17 protein-coding genes are annotated in these 16,882 nt (G+C 34.5%); 14 read left to right on the forward strand and 3 right to left on the reverse strand.

The annotated features are described in order from the left end of the window. The first annotated feature begins 26 nt into the window (after positions 1–26). The 14 genes from CGC58_RS10525 (at position 27) to CGC58_RS10595 (ending at position 14,810) form a co-directional block, all read left to right on the forward strand. Positions 27–545, forward strand: a complete 519-nt coding sequence (locus CGC58_RS10525) for an NUDIX hydrolase (RefSeq protein WP_095896665.1) — start codon at positions 27–29, stop codon at positions 543–545. A gap of 122 nt (positions 546–667) precedes the next feature. Then, complete coding sequence (locus tag CGC58_RS10530) at positions 668–1,564, forward strand: dihydrodipicolinate synthase family protein (RefSeq protein WP_095896666.1); 897 nt, start codon at positions 668–670, stop codon at positions 1,562–1,564. Positions 1,565–2,087: 523 nt separating this feature from the next. After that, the gene (locus CGC58_RS10535; RefSeq protein WP_018278494.1) at positions 2,088–2,591 is read left to right on the forward strand and encodes a c-type cytochrome; all 504 of its coding nucleotides are present in this window, start codon (positions 2,088–2,090) and stop codon (positions 2,589–2,591) included. A 27-nt stretch (positions 2,592–2,618) separates the two neighbouring features. Then, positions 2,619–4,574, forward strand: a complete 1,956-nt coding sequence (nosZ, locus tag CGC58_RS10540; RefSeq protein ID WP_095896667.1) for a Sec-dependent nitrous-oxide reductase — start codon at positions 2,619–2,621, stop codon at positions 4,572–4,574. A gap of 61 nt (positions 4,575–4,635) precedes the next feature. Further along, the gene (locus tag CGC58_RS10545; RefSeq protein ID WP_095896668.1) at positions 4,636–5,217 is read left to right on the forward strand and encodes a hypothetical protein; all 582 of its coding nucleotides are present in this window, start codon (positions 4,636–4,638) and stop codon (positions 5,215–5,217) included. Between the two features lie 93 nt (positions 5,218–5,310). Then, on the forward strand, positions 5,311–5,748 hold the full coding sequence (locus CGC58_RS10550) for a nitrous oxide reductase accessory protein NosL (RefSeq protein WP_095896669.1): 438 nt from the start codon (positions 5,311–5,313) through the stop codon (positions 5,746–5,748). Between the two features lie 433 nt (positions 5,749–6,181). Continuing rightward, positions 6,182–7,423 carry a nitrous oxide reductase family maturation protein NosD gene (gene nosD, locus CGC58_RS10555; protein WP_095896670.1) on the forward strand — a complete coding sequence of 414 codons (1,242 nt, stop codon included), beginning with the start codon at positions 6,182–6,184 and terminating at the stop codon, positions 7,421–7,423. 14 nt (positions 7,424–7,437) lie between these two features. Beyond that, positions 7,438–8,148 carry an ABC transporter ATP-binding protein gene (locus tag CGC58_RS10560; protein ID WP_095896671.1) on the forward strand — a complete coding sequence of 237 codons (711 nt, stop codon included), beginning with the start codon at positions 7,438–7,440 and terminating at the stop codon, positions 8,146–8,148. Continuing rightward, positions 8,141–8,923 carry an ABC transporter permease gene (locus CGC58_RS10565; RefSeq protein WP_095896672.1) on the forward strand — a complete coding sequence of 261 codons (783 nt, stop codon included), beginning with the start codon at positions 8,141–8,143 and terminating at the stop codon, positions 8,921–8,923. The genes CGC58_RS10560 and CGC58_RS10565 overlap by 8 nt, the downstream gene beginning before the upstream one ends. Before the next feature lie 244 nt (positions 8,924–9,167). Next, the gene (locus CGC58_RS10570; protein WP_095896673.1) at positions 9,168–10,541 is read left to right on the forward strand and encodes a TlpA family protein disulfide reductase; all 1,374 of its coding nucleotides are present in this window, start codon (positions 9,168–9,170) and stop codon (positions 10,539–10,541) included. Between the two features lie 454 nt (positions 10,542–10,995). Further along, positions 10,996–11,559, forward strand: coding sequence for a Crp/Fnr family transcriptional regulator (locus CGC58_RS10580; RefSeq protein WP_095896674.1), 564 nt, complete (start codon positions 10,996–10,998; stop codon positions 11,557–11,559). 90 nt (positions 11,560–11,649) lie between these two features. Then, positions 11,650–13,248, forward strand: coding sequence for an Eco57I restriction-modification methylase domain-containing protein (locus CGC58_RS10585; RefSeq protein WP_198540728.1), 1,599 nt, complete (start codon positions 11,650–11,652; stop codon positions 13,246–13,248). Next, positions 13,248–14,015: a HincII family type II restriction endonuclease gene (locus CGC58_RS10590; RefSeq protein WP_095897208.1), complete on the forward strand. Its 768-nt coding sequence runs from the start codon at positions 13,248–13,250 to the stop codon at positions 14,013–14,015. Before CGC58_RS10585 ends, CGC58_RS10590 begins: the two co-directional genes overlap by 1 nt. A gap of 102 nt (positions 14,016–14,117) precedes the next feature. Beyond that, a complete protein-coding gene (locus CGC58_RS10595) occupies positions 14,118–14,810 on the forward strand; it encodes an L-2-amino-thiazoline-4-carboxylic acid hydrolase (protein WP_095896676.1) in 693 nt (230 codons plus the stop codon). 120 nt (positions 14,811–14,930) lie between these two features. Here the strand turns inward: CGC58_RS10595 and CGC58_RS10600 are convergent, their stop codons facing one another. The 3 genes from CGC58_RS10600 to CGC58_RS10610 all read right to left on the reverse strand — a co-directional run bounded on the left by CGC58_RS10600 (position 14,931) and on the right by CGC58_RS10610 (position 16,867). After that, on the reverse strand, positions 14,931–15,179 hold the full coding sequence (locus CGC58_RS10600; RefSeq protein WP_095896677.1) for an outer membrane assembly protein: 249 nt from the start codon (positions 15,177–15,179) through the stop codon (positions 14,931–14,933). A 112-nt stretch (positions 15,180–15,291) separates the two neighbouring features. Further along, a complete protein-coding gene (locus CGC58_RS10605; RefSeq protein ID WP_095896678.1) occupies positions 15,292–16,293 on the reverse strand; it encodes an SPFH domain-containing protein in 1,002 nt (333 codons plus the stop codon). 220 nt (positions 16,294–16,513) lie between these two features. Beyond that, positions 16,514–16,867, reverse strand: coding sequence for a VOC family protein (locus CGC58_RS10610; RefSeq protein WP_095896679.1), 354 nt, complete (start codon positions 16,865–16,867; stop codon positions 16,514–16,516). Positions 16,868–16,882 lie beyond the last annotated feature (15 nt).

A 16,882-nucleotide genomic window follows, 5' to 3' on the forward strand; every position in this document is an offset into this window, starting at 1 on the left:
TTGTTTGTAAAAATATAAAATAATAAATGGAAAAAATGATTTTTGAACATTGCCCTAATTGTACTTCAACAAATGTTGAATTTCCGAATAATGTGCGTTTTTTCTGTCACGATTGTGACTTTGTTTATTATCACAATATAGCGGCTGCGGTCGTTGTTGTGTTCAGGCATCGGGATAAAATTCTCTTTACGGTCAGAAATGTAGAGCCTGACAAAGGCAAATTGGACTTGCCAGGGGGATTCATCGACCCGAATGAAAATGCAGAACAAGCGGCTTGCCGTGAAGTTAGGGAGGAACTTGGGCTGGATATACAACCTTCACAGTTGAAGTACGTTACAACTTTCCCGAATAATTATCTGTATAAAAATGTTCCTTATCGCACGATGGATATTTTCTTTGAATGTCCTCTTGAAGAAGCTGAATTAAAGGTAAATGCAGAAGATGAAATTCAGGCTTTAAAGTGGATTTCCATAAATCAAATTGATTTAAATGAAATAGGATTTACGTCGATTCGTAACGTAATTGCGAGCCATTATAAGGGATAGAAAAAATCACGTTTGAACTTTTTAACATAGAAGTGAAAATTATATTAAAAATACTGAAATAATTTTTTGGTGTTTTTGAAAAAAGAATTATCTTTGCACTATGTAATACATAATACAGTAAGATGAAAAGTTTAATAGCTGCAACTTACGCTCCGATGGATTCAAAAGGAGTAGTTTCAACCAAGGTAGTTCCTCAATACGCCGATTTTTTAAAAAGAAACGGTGTTAAGGGTATCTTTGCAAATGGTTCTACAGGTGATTTTGCTTCGCTTTCTGTTGAAGAAAGGAAAGAAATCATTGAGGCGTGGGCTGAGCAGAAATCTCCAGACTTTTTCATTACCAACCACGTGGGGGACATCAATTTAAATCACGCTGTGGAATTGGCAAAACATTCTGCGGATAAGGTTGATGCAATCTCCACATTAGCACCTTTTTACTTCAAACCGAATCTTGAAAAATTAATAGATTATTGTAAAGCTATTGCCGAAGCAGCTCCAAACGTACCTTTTTATTATTATCATATTCCTGATTTAACTGGGGCTAACTTTGATATGACTCAATTTATGCAAAAAGTTAAGGAAGAAATTCCTACCTTTGCAGGGTTGAAGTTCACGCAGAACAATATGATTCATTTTACCCAATCAAGATTTTATAATAATCAGGAATTCAATATTCTTTTTGGGGTAGATGAGGCTTTTTTACCAAGCTTGCCTTTGGGAGCAACAGGCTGGGTGGGAAGTACTTACAATCATTTGGCGAAACTTTATTTGGCAATCAAAGAAAATTTTGAGAAAGGAAATAACGAATTTGCTGCTGATTTACAGCAAAAAGCCATAGAATTTGTTAATATTGTGGCTTCTTACGGAGGGTTTAATGGTGGCGGAAAGAGTTTTATGCGTTTGTTAGGTGTAGATTGCGGAAGTGCCAGATATCCTCACGTGACACTAACAGCAAGCCAATTGCAGGAAATTTACTCAAAATTGGAGAAATTAGGAATTACAGAATATTTATCAAAATAGTAAATAACAAAGTTTTTTTCATAATTTTTATTTTTAAGTTTTCTTTTTTATTATTTTAAAAAACGGTTGATGTGAATCAATCGTTTTTATTTTTTATAAAAATAGATTGCTTTTTTTGTACATTGTTAATTATTAGTTATTTATTCTCATTTCAAATTGATAAACAGTTACTTTTTTTAATCCTGATAATTACAGTTTAATAATTTTTTCAGATTATTTTTCAAAAAATTTCATTTAGTTTTAATTATTTTATAACTTTGTACTGATTTCCGTATGAAGATAACCTTACCAATGTTCATTTACTTCCAAGCTAACTCAGAAATTTTTGATAATTTTAAGGTTCATAATTAAACATTTTTTGATAAATCCAATTAAGTTTATAATTCTGATTTTTAATTAGTTGTGTTATTTTTGCTCGATTTGGATTAATAAAATTATAAAAATAAGACAATAAAGTCTTTTTATTTTAATATATTTTTATACTTTTGCCAAGAAATATACTAACAAACTAATAATAATTCGTATGAAAAGAATAACAACAACATTAGCAGCAGTTTTACTCATTTTTGCAAGTTGTAAAAACAACAATCAGAATCAGCAGCAAACACAAGAAAGTACGCCTCAAACAACAGTAACGGAAAAAGAAACTCCTAAAGCTGAGGTGGTGGATACGTCTAATCCTTCGGATTTTATGTCAAACAAAGGAATAGGTCCGGTCAAAAGTGTAACCATTGGCGAAACAATTGACCAAGCTATGGCTAAAAAAGGAGAGGAGCATTTCAAAACATTGTGCTCGGCTTGCCATAGACCTACAAAAAAATTCATTGGTCCGGCTCCGAAAGACATTTTAAAAAGACGTTCGCCAGAGTGGGTTATGAATATGATTATGAATCCGGAAGAAATGATTCAGAAAGACCCAATCGCAATGCAATTGCTTAAAGAGGCTAACGGAGCTCCGATGGCAAACCAAAATGTTTCTGAGCAACAGGCTCGTGAAATTTTGGAATATTTCAGAACCATCGAATAATTTTGGATAATATTAAATAGTTTCTATATGAAAAATGTAATTAAATTTTTCGGATGCGTTACTTTGTTGTCGGCAATAGTATCTTGCGGCTCTGACAAAAAAAACGGTCAAGGCATATTGGATACCGATGTGGCATCAAAAGTATATGTAAAACCCGGTGAACACGACGAGTTTTATGCTTTTCTATCGGGTGGATTTAGCGGACAGGTAAGCGTTTACGGTTTGCCTTCCGGGCGTTTGCTTAAAGTGATTCCCGTATTTTCTCAGGACCCTGAAAAAGGATACGGCTACAACGAGGAAACAAAACCAATGTTGGAAACCACACACGGCTTCATTCCTTGGGACGACTCGCACCACCCTGAACTTTCTCAAACAAACGGAGAAACGGACGGACGTTGGTTATTCATTAACGGAAATAATACGCCGCGTATCGCACGTATTGATTTATCTACCTTTGAAACTGCCGAGATTATCGAAATCCCGAACAGTGCCGGAAACCACAGTTCACCTTTTACTACGGAAAATACCGAATACATAGTTGCAGGAACTCGTTTTGCAGTGCCTTATCCGCAGGGAGATGTGGCTATCAATCAGTACAAAGGAAAATTCAAAGGTGTGCTTTCATTCATCAAAGTTGACCCTCAAACCGGCCGAATGAATATTGAATTTCAGGTGTTAATGCCAGGATTCAATTACGATTTGGCTCACTCCGGTAAGGGAGCTTCTCACGGTTGGATGTTCTTCACAACGTACAACACCGAAGAGGCTAACACACTTCTGGAAGTAGAGGCTTCTCAAAATGATAAAGACTTCATCGCTGCCATAAACTGGAAAAAAGCAGAAGAATTCATCAAAGAAGGTAAGTTCAAAGAGGTAGAAGCAAGCTATATGCATAACATTTACGATGAACACACACACATCGCGACTTCTACCAAACAAAACAAAGTGAAAGTTTTATCGCCTGAAGAATGCCCCGGATTGGTTTATTTGCTACCAACACCAAAATCTCCTCACGGAGTGGATGTTGACCCAACAGGGGAATATATCGTTGGTAACGGAAAACTTTCTACGGATTTGACCGTTCACTCTTTCACAAAAGTTTTGAAAGCCATCGAAGAGAAAAAATTTGAAGGAGAGGCTTACGGAATGCCAATCTTGAAAATGGACGAAGTAGTTGGAGGAATCGTGAAAGAAGCAGGGCTCGGACCTCTTCACACAGAGTTTGACGACAAAGGTTTTGCTTACACTACGCTTTTCATTTCTTCTGAAGTTATCAAATGGAAAGTAGGTACTTGGGAAATTGTGGACAGACAGCCGGTGTACTACTCTCCGGGGCACTTAATGATTCCGGGAGGAGACTCCAAAAAACCAGACGGAAAATATCTGTTGATTATGAATAAAATTACGAAAGACAGATATCTGCCAACAGGTCCAGAACTTACACAATCTGCACAATTATTTGATATTTCAGGAGATAAAATGCAACTTTTGTTGGATTTCCCAACCATCGGTGAGCCTCACTATGCACAAGGTATTCACGCTGACAAAATAGCTCCTAAATCTGTAAAATATTATCCGCTTAAAGATAATAAACACCCGTACGTTGTAAGAAGCGACGCAGAGGCAAAAGTAGTTCGTGAAGGAAACATCGTTCACGTGTATATGGGAATGATTCGTAGCCACTTCTCTCCTGATAATATTGAAGGAATTAAAGTAGGTGACAAGGTTTACTTCCACGTAACCAACTTAGAGCAAGATTGGGATATTCCTCACGGATTCTCAGTATTGGGTGCACAAAATGCCGAGTTGCTCGTTATGCCGGGACAAACAGAAACTCTTTATTGGGAGCCTCTGAAAGCGGGAATTTATCCGTTCTATTGTACAGACTTCTGTTCTGCTTTGCATCAAGAAATGCAAGGATACATTCGTGTTTCAGACAAAAATGCGAATGTTGAACTCAAATGGAGTTTAGGTGAAGAATAAAAACAAATCCGTAAAGTAAGTACGTAACAATGCGTACTTACTTTATTTAAAACCAGCTGTTATGAAAAATCTATCACGCGTACTGATGTTTATCGCCTCAATGTTGATGCTGTCGCTTTTTGCATTTCCTATCTGGAACATTACATTGGAGGCTCCGCAGTATCCTGAGGGGATAAAAATGTATATTTGGATTAACAAAATAACAGGAAGTGACGAATTCACGCTTCAAAACGTAAATATCCTAAATCACTACATCGGGATGAAAGCCATAACTCCCGAAAGCATTCCTGAATTGACTTACTTTCCGTATATAATCATCGGATTGGCGATTTTGGGAGTTGTTTTTGCCATCATAGGAAAGAAAATCCTTTATTTGGTGTGGAGCTTGCTACTTATTGTGTTAGGGGCATTAGGTATATACGACTTCTATTTGTGGGAATACGATTACGGGCATAATTTAAACCCTACGGCACAAATTAAAATACCCGGAATGAGTTATCAACCACCGCTTTTAGGAGAAAAACAATTGTTGAATTTCCTTGCAAAATCATATCCCGATATGGGAACTTACGCAATGATTTTGGCAAGTATTATAGCCTTCGTGGCGTTTATGATAGTTTACAGGCGTAAGAATATCTCTTAAAGTTTTATAATAAGTGTTGTTGATTTGATGATAATCCTATAATTGGCAACATTTATTTTTTTGTCAAAAATAAAATACTCAAACACTAAAAATATGAACATATCAAGAATAATTATTTTCATCGGGATAATAACAAGCGTAATTAGCTGTAAACCCAAAGCACAACCCATCGATTACGGAAGCCATTTGTGTGATTACTGCCAAATGACCATTGTGGATAAGCAATTTGCTGCCGAAGTGGTAACCAATAAAGGCAAAGCCTATCGTTATGATGCCATAGAGTGTATGCTTCGTGACCAAAAGGAAGATGTAGCACTTTATTTGGCTTGCGATTATATGTCACAAGATAGGTTGGTCGATGCAACAAAGGCTACTTTTTTAATTTCTGAAAATCTTCCAAGCCCAATGGGAGCGTTTCTTTCTGCTTTTGAAAATAAAGCCGATGCAGAGAAAATGCACAAAGAAAAAGACGGAAAATTATACGATTGGGAAGCCATCAAGCAATATTTTTTGGAAGAAGAGTCGGAATAAATAAGTCAGTTTTGACTAAAAAAACTCAATAATTTTCTTCAAAAGGGTTTCTTTCTCTCCAAAATACGAAAACTTTACTACAAAATAGCCAATCCTTTCGGGGGAATGGCTAACTTTGTGCCTAAAATAAGCAAGTTGCTCGGGGGAAAATGTAAATCCGACAGGGGAAAATGTAAATCCGATGGGGAAATAACAAAGTCACAGTGTTAAATAACTAAAAACAATGGGGAAATTAGAAAAATTTTCTGTACAAAATGAAATATAAGTCTAAAATAAGAAATATTTTCTGTTCATACCGAAAAATGACATTTCAAAAGTATGGAATTTCTCTTACAATTTTCAAATTTTAATATCAAACAGAGAAATCAGAAACCAAATCACCTTCATTGCGATATTTTTTACTGAAAAATCATATTAAAAAACACTTTTTTTGATGCTAAAAAAATTACTTTTATATCACTTTCTGTTAATTGGCTTTTTTGTCAAAGCAAACACGATTACCGTTTGCCAAAATTGTCAAGTAAAAACCTTAAAACAAGCTGTTGAAATGGCTCAGCCCAATGACACTATTCTTGTTGAAAAGGGAACTTATAAAGTACACGATTTAACCATTGATAAGCCACTGGTTATTTTAGGAAAAAATCGCCCAATTATTGACGGAGAGCGAAAAGGAGAAATACTTGTTGCCAAAACTTCTGACATTGTCATAAAAGGATTTCATTTTAAAGGTGTTGGAGAAAGTTTCACGAAGGATTATGCAGCAATCAGGCTTGTAAAAAGCAATAATTTCATCATTGAGGACAATACCTTTGAGGATATTTACTACGGAATATTCTTAGAAAAGTCCAACGATGGCATTGTAAAGCAAAATCAAGTCGTTGGGCGAGCAAAAGAGGAGTACAATTCCGGAAATGCCATTCATTTATGGTACTGCAATCGTGTAACCATTGAAAATAATGATGTGTCAAAGTCGCGTGACGGTATTTATTTTGAATTTGTGTCCGAATCCACCATCAAAGGCAATAAAAGTTATAACAATCTTCGTTATGGCTTGCATTTTATGTTCTCGAATAATAACATTTATTACAAAAATGAATTTTGTGCCAATGGGGCAGGAGTTGCGGTGATGTTTTCTAAGTTCATTGAAATGAAAGAAAATATTTTCCAGAAAAACTGGGGAAAATCCTCTTACGGATTGCTTCTGAAAGAAATTTACGATTCAAAAATCATCGGAAATACCTTTCATCAGAACACCGTTGGCATTAACGGAGAGGGCTGTACGCGAATTGATTACGAAGAAAACACATTTTCGGAAAACGGATGGGGAATCCGCATACGTGGGGCGTGTTATACGAACAATTTTTTCCATAATAATTTTGAAAACAACACTTTTGATGTTTCGTACAGCAATAAAGTTCACGATAACAAGTTTGAAAATAATTATTGGAGCGATTATACGGGCTACGATTTAGATAAAAACGGCATCGGTGATGTGCCTTTCCGCCCCGTGAAGCTGTTTTCATACATTGCCAACAAAACTCCTGAAAGTGTTGTGTTACTACGAAGCCTTTTTATTGATATTATCAACTTTTCGGAAAAAGTAGCTCCGTCTTTCACCCCCGAAAACTTAATAGACCCGTCGCCTTTGATGCGTCCGTATCCAATCAAGAAATAAAGTAAATATATACTATGATAGAATTTAGCAACGTACATAAAAAATTTGACAAATTGCACGTACTAAAAGGCATTGATTTCGCCATAGAAGGCAACGGAATCTTTGCCATATTAGGTCCCAATGGTTCAGGGAAAACAACCTTGATAAAAAGCCTCCTCGGAATGGTAATCCCTACCGATGGCGATATTAAATTTCAAGGAAAAACCATAAAAAATAAGTGGGATTATCGCCAACAAATAGCATATCTGCCTCAAATTGCGAACTTTCCGAACAATCTGAAAGTTAAAGAACTCATTAAGCTCATCAAGCAACTAAAAGGCGAAAATTGCAATGATAAAGAGCTAATTGAGGTGTTCAATTTGGAAAAACATCTGGAAAAAAAGTTAGGAAATCTCTCCGGCGGAACAAAACAGAAGGTAAATATCGTTCTTACCTTTATGGCTGATGCTCCGTGTATTGTACTTGACGAACCTACTTCCGGATTAGACCCCATCGCCACGCTGGAACTCAAAAAATTGATTATAAAAGAAAAGCAGAAAGGCAAAACCATTTTGATGACTTCACATATTTTGAGTTTCATAGAAGAACTTTCCGATGAGGTGCTTTTCATCCTTGAAGGAAATATTTATTTCAGAGGAACAATTACCGAACTCATCAATAAAACCCAAAAAACAGATTTTCAGGAAGCCATAGCTCAATTACTTAAAGAACAAGCGTATGATTAAGATTATTCGATATACATTTTTTGACCTGATGCGTAGCAGTTGGTCGTATTTTTACTTAGGATTTTATCTTTTGCTTAGTAGCATTTTACTTTTTTTAAGCAATGACGTTGCCAAATCTATCATTACTTTTATGAATATTGTAACAATTCTCATTCCGCTTATTGCTACGATATTCGGAGTGATGTACTACTACAATTCACGAGAGTTCATTGAGCTTTTATTGGCACAACCACTAAGGCGAACCACGCTTTTCGTAGGGCAATACATTGGGATTGCATTGTCTTTAAGTCTTAGTTTGCTTTTCGGAATGGGAATACCGTTTTTGTTATATGGTGTTTTGCTTTCGGGAGAAATTTTTAACTTTTTGATGCTGATAATCACGGGGATTTTCCTGAATTTTATCTTCGTTGGCTTTTCATATTTGATAGCTCTGCACAATGAAAATAAAATAAAAGGATTTAGTTTTTCAATTCTTTTATGGCTTTTTATGGCGGTGATTTACGATGGTATTTTCCTGATTTCGTTGCTTATTTTTCAGGAATATCCGCTTGAAAGATATTCGCTGATAGCTACATTCTTCAACCCGATTGATTTATCAAGGATACTGATTCTTTTAAAGTTGGATATTTCGGCACTTATGGGTTACACGGGGGCTATTTTCAAGAGTTTTTTCGGTTCAAAATTAGGGCTTTGGGCTTCAATGGCAATGCTTCTGACTTGGATTATGGGGCTGTTGTTTTTCATCAATCGTAAAGCAAAGAAAAAAGATTTTTGATGCGAGGAAATTTTTAAAAATAAGGTTTTGTAAGATAATCTATAACCTAAAAATATATTTTTATTTTCTGTATTTCTTTATGAAATTCTTAAAAAAATGAAAAACGCCTTTAAGGCGTTTTTTCGTTATAGTACTTCTGTTTTCTCATATTATGCTTCAAGACAAGAGGATAAATAATAAACTCAAAAAATAATACTTTTAAAAAATTTTTTATTTTTGCAATATTAACGAATTTTATTATTTTATGAAAAGATTTATTATTCCCGTATTAGGATGTGCCTTGTTGGCTTCTTGTACCGAAAAAACACCAGAATATACTATACTTTCTGGTAAGGTAAGTAATTATGATTATGAAGAAATCATACTGATTGGTGATGGTTTTGAAAAAGAAATTCCGCTTAATGCCGATAAGTCATTTAACGATACACTAATGTTGGCACACAACGGAGGTTATACCCTTGCTCGTACAGATATTTACTTGCAAAAAGGTAAAAATTTGAATATTGAGTTAGACTTTGAAAATCCAGAGCAGAGTAAAATTTCAGGAGATTTAATTGCCGAAAACAATTATCTTCTAAGCAAATTTAAACTTTCAGAAGATGTTTTGGGTGAAGATGTGTATGAGTTATATAAGCTTGAAGAACAAGATTTTGTAGCAAAAGTAAATGAGCTTAGCACAAAGCAAAAAGAATTACTCGATAAAACTACTTTCAGTGTAGAAGGATTTAAAGTTTTGGAGGAAAAAACCCTAGCTTACGAAGCTGATTTCCTTTTGAGTCGATACCAAGAATATCACGCTTTCTTTACAAAACAGATAGACTTTAAAGTTTCGGAAAGTTTTCCTAAGTTAAACACAACCGACTTTGATAATGCTGAAGATTTTCGTTTTTCAAGAATTTATCGAGATTTGGTGAAAGAGTTGTTTGAAAAAAACAATAACGATGCCTATCAACAGCAATTCGGTAATAAACACGATGAAGAAAAGTATGTAAACATAGCCTTGGATAATTTTAAAAAGATAAAAAGTGACAACGTTCGTAATGCAATTGCAAAAAGGCATTTGGAGTTTCACATTTCACCAGGAAGTACGGTAACTGAAAAGGTATATAGCGAGCTTATGGCTAACGTAAGCGATAGTAAAATGAAAGAAAAGCTCACTGAAAAATACAATAAAGTTAAGGCTTTACAAAAAGGAAATCCTTCGCCTACTTTCAATTTTGAGAATCACAAAGGAGGAAAAACGGCTCTGGCTGACCTAAAAGGAAAGTTCGTGTACATTGATGTTTGGGCAACTTGGTGCGGACCTTGTATCGAAGAGATTCCACATCTGAAAGAAATTGAGAAAAAATATCACGGTAAAAATATTGAGTTTGTAAGCATTTCGGTAGATAATAAGAAAAATCACGAGAAATGGAGAAACTTTGTAACAGAAAAAGAATTGGTAGGCATACAACTCTTTGCCGATAATGCTTGGGAGACAGATTTTGTTAAGGATTATGCAATTACGGGAATTCCGCAATTTATATTACTTGACACAGAAGGAAACATTATTAGTGCCGACGCTCCACGTCCTTCTGACCCTGAGCTCATCGAGCTACTTACCGAGAACGGAATTTAATAAAACCACAAAGGACTGCATCTATAGCAGTCCTTTATGTTTTATTTTCGACAATGTATTAAAAATAAAGTTTTATAAAATAATCCATAACCTTAAAAATATATTTTTATTTTCTGCATTTCGGTATGAGTATTTAACAGGTCAGCAACAGTGATGTTGTAGGCACTGATGTTCTTATCTTTCCTTACCGAAGCCTTATATAGAGCTTTTTACTTGTGGGTATCTGCTGCGGTTTCGTATCTACAATTTTTAAAAACGCTCCTCTTGGGATAACGATTTCCTTTCCCAAGGAAAAGTTTTCCGTAAAAATCGTATGGAGATTCATTTTTCGATTAGCTATTTTTTTGCAAAGGTATCAAGTTTTGAATGGTTTTCGAATCAAGAGATTAAATATTTCAGTGTCTAACAAAAACTCTTTACTTTTGCTGAAACCTCAATTTCACAGATTATAACAATGGAAAAATTTATCGATTATATACAATCCTTGGTTCCGAACTGCTCCGTAGCCCCCTTGGATTTGGAAGATTTTTTCTCTTTAAAATCGTTGGCGAAAGGCGAAATTTTATTATCAAAGGGAAGTATTTGCAAACATTATTATTTTGTTAATCAAGGGGTTTTGAAAATTTATTATTTTAATGATTTGGGAGAAGAACGCACGAGTTGGGTGGCTTTTGAAGGCTATTTTTTCACGGAATTGGAAAGTTTTATAAAAGGTACGCCCTCTCGATACGAAATCATCGCTACCGAAACCACCGAAGTTTTGCAAATCCACAAAGCACACATTGATTTACTGATTGAAAAATACGATTGGTTTGCTAAGTTTCTATTTTACAACCAACAAGAAACGATTTTAAACCTAACGAAAATCATAGAATTATTCCAAAACCAATCCGCCAAAGACCGTTATAAAGCTCTTTTCTCATACCCCGATTTCATTAAAAAAGTAAAGCAGAAAGACCTTGCCTCAATGCTCGGAATGAGTAAATATTCGATGAGTAGGGTGAGAAAGGAGCGGTGAAGTGGCAAGTTAATGGATTTTTTTGTAGTTTTGCAAGTAGAAACAATTACCTGATATTATAAGACACTAAAATCATTGAATGATCTAAAAATGAATATTCCCGCTAAACAGAGTACAAAAAATAAATTTGGGCAATACTTCACACCAGAAGTAATAGCTAATTTTATGATTAGTTTAGCGAATATTTCTAATGAGTCAAAAATTTTAGAGCCATCTTGTGGAGAAGGTGTTTTTCTAAACTTACTAAAAGAAAAAGGATATCATAATCTATCAGCATTTGAAATAGATAAAGAACTGTCAAAAGATTTTGATTTTGTAAGATATGAAAGTTTTATTTCTGCAAAAATAGATGAAAAATTTGATTTAATAATTGGTAACCCTCCTTACATTCGTTGGAAAAACCTTGAAGAAGAATTAAAACAAGAGCTTCTAAAAAATGAAACTTGGAATAAGTATTTTAATTCACTTTGTGATTATCTTTATATTTTTATTCTTAAATCCATAGAGTTATTGAGTGAAAAAGGGCAACTAATTTTTATTTGTCCCGAATATTGGATGAATACTACTCATTCAGTTTCATTACGAAATTATATGGTTCAAAATGGTTATTTTGAAGAAATCTATCATTTTAATGAAACTCCAATTTTTGACAAAGTCACAGTGTCTACTGTAATATTCAAGTATGTAAAAAATTGTGTTAGAAAAGAAAAAATACAAATCTCAAAATATCATTCTAATAAGAAATTAAATAACGAAATATTAGAAAATTTAAAGAATAAAAAAACTTTTAAAGACACATACCATTTTGATATTGACCAGTTTAAATTAAACGAAAGATGGATTTTACAACCTGAAAAACTCAAAAGAAAATTAGAGGTTTTGGAAAATAATTGCTTCAAAAAGAATCAAAGTACACTTCTGAGTTTGTTTGATGAAAATAAGCGAGAATTTCACACCATTGGAGATTTTTGTGATATTGGTAATGGTTTGGTTAGTGGTTTAGATAAAGCCTTTCAGATTAATGGTTGTCTTTTAACAAAAGAAGAGAATCAAGCTACAATCAATGTAATAAAAGCTAAAAATATAAATCCTTATATTGCAAATAACATTACAAAATATATATACATAGAGGAGGGATTGGAAGAATCAGAATTTATAAAAAAATATCCTAACTTCTATCTTCATTTTCAAAAGTATAAATCCCAATTAGAAAAAAGATACCAATACAATAGAAAAATAAATTATTGGGAATGGGTGTTTTTGCGAAACATCAGTCTCTTTAAAAAACAAGAAAAACGAATTTTTGTTCCTTGCAAAGAACGAATTTCTAATAAAAATTATTTTCGGTTTGCTTTGGTAGATAAAGATGTTTTTCCTACACAAGATGTAACTGCTATTTTTAGAAAACCCAATACAAGCGAAAGTATCGAATATATTTTAGCATACTTAAATACCCCAATTGTTTTCGATTGGCTAAAAGCTAATGGAATAGTTAAAGGTAATATTGTGGAGTTTTCTGAAAAACCAATATCAAGTATTCCCTTTAGAACAATTGATTGGTCAAATGGAAAAGAGGTTGAAATACATAATTTTATTTCGGAAAGTATTAGAAACTACCTAAAAAGACCAAATGAGCTATTACTTAATTTGATCAATGAATCATTTAGTAATCTATTATGTGTAAAGTAATGAAAGTTAATTATTTAGAATTAATAAAAAATATCAAAGGAACATCTGTGCCGAAACCTCTTTCAGGTACATTATCAGGGCATTCAGCAGGAGAGCCTTTTGATAAACATGTTTATAACGAAATTAAGAAACAATTGCCTAATAATACTTTTAGGCAATATGAATATTTGAACGACTTGTACAGTAAGAATGCGGAAACTATTGGAGTTGAGGCAAGAATGGCATTATTTAATTCACCGAGTATTTTATTTTTATTAAGTAGAGGGAAAGAAGCTACAAAAAAGTGGTCATTAGAAAATCCTTTTGATGAAAAGCAAGACGATACAGCTGACATACTTGTCGTAAAAGACGATTTTTATGAAATAATTGATATAAAAACAAGAAATCTATCAAAAACTGCTCAACCTCCCAATATTATTTCAGCTTTCAAATTAGCACAACTTTGTGCTATAATGATTGATAATAAAGAGTTTGATAAATTATCAATCAATTATTTTGAGGTAGATTGGCTTTTAGAAAGAGAAAAATTGGTATGCAAGGACGCTTACTTTGTTAATTTATTCAAGTCTATTCCTGAAAACCTGTACATTAATTGGGCAGCAGCTATGCAAATTCAGTTTTATGTGTGTAATTTAGATCAAAATTTTGAAGGAACAATTGAAGAATGGACTAAAAAATACCTTAAACACTTTGTAAATCAAGTTTACAGGCGTTCAGAATATATGATTAAGAAGTATGCTAAACCATTTGAGAAATATATTGTATAAATTTTACTGAAAACACTGATTATCTCAGCAATTAATTGCCTTTTCGCAACTTTTTTGTTTTCATAGCCTTTTACTTTTGCTCCATAATTTTAAAATGAATTTATGGAAAATAAAAGCACCTATTATCAGGGGTATGATTTTTCGCCTTTGGAAGTTTTTGAGTGGATAAAACACGGAGCTTTGGAGCATATCAACGCAAAAAAATGGCTCGGAAAATCAGATTTTGAGAAGTTTACAACTACTTTTGAAAAGCAATTTTCAGACAATTACAATCAGGTAAAATCATTTATAAACAATGATTTAGATAAAGGAAATGTGTCCTTTGCGGTTTTAGTTGTTTCGCTGTACGAAGCTTTTTTGGAAGTTGGGATTTGCCAAAAAACTACCCTGCGATGGGTGGAAGAAAGCATCAACGCTCCCACTTACGATTTCGTGGTTGAAGGAACGGAAAAAATGCTCGACAGTGCCGAAAATCCGTTTGCATCTTTGGTGCAGTCGTCAAAAATGAGAGAACAAACCTACTTCGGAAGCAGTTTTAACTTTGAACGCCCCATTGATGATGAATTTGGTTATGTTTTACACATCAAAAAATGTCTTTTTCATCAAACTTTACAACACTTAAAGCGAACCGACCTCCAACCGATTATTTGTCGGATTGATTTAGGTTGGATTAACGGTATAAAACCTGAAAAACACGGCATAAGATTCGTTCGCCCTGTAACTTTCGCTTCGGGAAAGGTTTGTCAGATGTGGTTCGTACGGGAAGAAAAATCAGCTGTCGGCACAAACTTCTAAAAATCAAAAAATGGAGCAACACCTCAAAACTTGATGTCGCTCCATTGAATTGTTTTTAATTGGTTTAAAGTCGCTTTAATAACATAATTATGTTCTTTTAAAGAAATAAAAACTCTCTTTCTACTGCTTTTTCTTAGGTTGTGCGATTCCGTTGTGGTTTTTGTCATAGCCTTTGGCGTGGTCTTTGAAAAAAAACGGCACGAAAATCAACAGCAAAACCGAGACTACGCCCACTATCATCACGGTAATGGCACTTTTTTTAAGTTGTTCGGGCGTGATTAGGGTGTCGTATTCCCATAAATCGGCTAAAAAATAAGCCCCAACTGACAAGACAATCAGTACAACTATGGTTCCTATAATGTATTTCATCTTTCTGGTTTTTTAAATATTTTGTTTGAAAATCAAAGCTGTCTGTCAGGCTGAGCGAAGTCGAAGCCTTGTAATGGGGCTTCGACTTTGCTCAGCCTGACAAAAAATTAACCTACATCTTCCTTAAAATTTCTTGTTTTTTAAGTTCAAAATCTTCTGCCGTGATGATGTTTTCATCAAGTAGGATTTTGAGTTTGCGAAGTTTTTCGCTAGCATCGGCATTGCCTGTGGCAAGAATGGTGTCGGTTTGTTCGTTGAACTTTTTGCCGATTTCCATCCCCACCCCGAATTGCAGTCCAGCCCCAGCCAGTCCGCCCTCATTACGAGCCGCATCGCGTAAGGCACGAAGTTTTTCAAGCTCCACATAATCCAGTCCTGCTTCTTTGGCGGCTTGTACATCGGCAGCCACGTCGGCAACGCGACCGATACGCTCTTGGGTAGCCTCATCAAATTGCGTTCCTACGATGCGAAAATCGGTAAGCTCCAGTCCTAATTTTTGATATTCATCATTGATTTTCAAGGATATATCACGGGCGATGTCGTGAATTTTTCCGTCTATTTCAATGTAGGAATATTTCTTTTCGTGAATGATTTGGGCGATAAGCTGTGGAATGCGTTCAGCGATGGTTTCGCTCATTGTTTCGGACAGAAATTCGTCCGTTTCGCCAATAATTTCGGTATAAAAATACTTCGGATTGGCGATTTTATACGAAAAATTACCGTTTAGCCCCAATTCCACAGGAATTTTATAGGTGCTGTCGATGAATTTAATGGGGTTGGGCGTTCCCCACCGCTGACTCAGAATCTGTGCCTTACGGAAAAAATAAATTTTGAGTTTATGCTCACTGTCAAAATTCTGACGCAGATTGACAAGCGTGGTAATAAACGGATGATTGTCGGTTTTGAGATTGTAAATCCCCTCATCTTCAATGATTTCCACCAACGACCCTTCATACACCAAGGCACAGCCCTGCGAAGGGGCAACAATGAGTTTGGAAGCGTTGATAATTTCATCGCGTTTTGACGGATATTTCCACCAAAGTAGCTGTGGGTCAGGGTTTTTCCACTCGATAACGGCAGAAAGTTGATTACTAAAAATGTTACGTATGCTCATCGTTTTTTGATTTTATCGTTAAGTTATTTTTTGTGGTTGCTTACATTTAGTGTGTAAAACTTATATTTTCAAAGATATAAAATTAGTTTCATTTTCCAGTCCTTTTTATTTAAAAATTTAAAATATGCTATAATATACAACAAATCCACCTAATAAAAAACTGATTTTTAGGATTTTTTTTGCTTTTATCCAAGAGAAATAATAAAAATGAACAACATTATTATTTTTTATTCTCAAAAAACTCCAACCAATTGCCATCGGGGTCTTCAAAGGTGAGCAGTTTTCCGTAATTTTCATATCGGATAGTGCCAATAAAGCGGACATTTTTACTTTTTAGCTCCTCGTAAAGGGATTCTATGTCGTCCACTTCAAACATAATTCGCGTTTTTTGTGGTTTAACCTTTCCTTTTTCGGCAGGACGTTTAAGAATGGCAAAAGAAGTCGCCCCTAAATCAAATTCTACCCAATCTTCCTGCTGAAATTTCAGCACAAAGCCCAATTCTTGAAAGAATCTTTTAGAAACTTCCAAATCGCTGACATATACCCAACAGGCGTAGATTTTTTTGATAGTCATCTTTATTTATGTTTT

The sequence above is a fragment of the Capnocytophaga stomatis genome (assembly GCF_002302635.1).
In the GTDB taxonomy this organism is placed as follows: domain Bacteria; phylum Bacteroidota; class Bacteroidia; order Flavobacteriales; family Flavobacteriaceae; genus Capnocytophaga; species Capnocytophaga stomatis.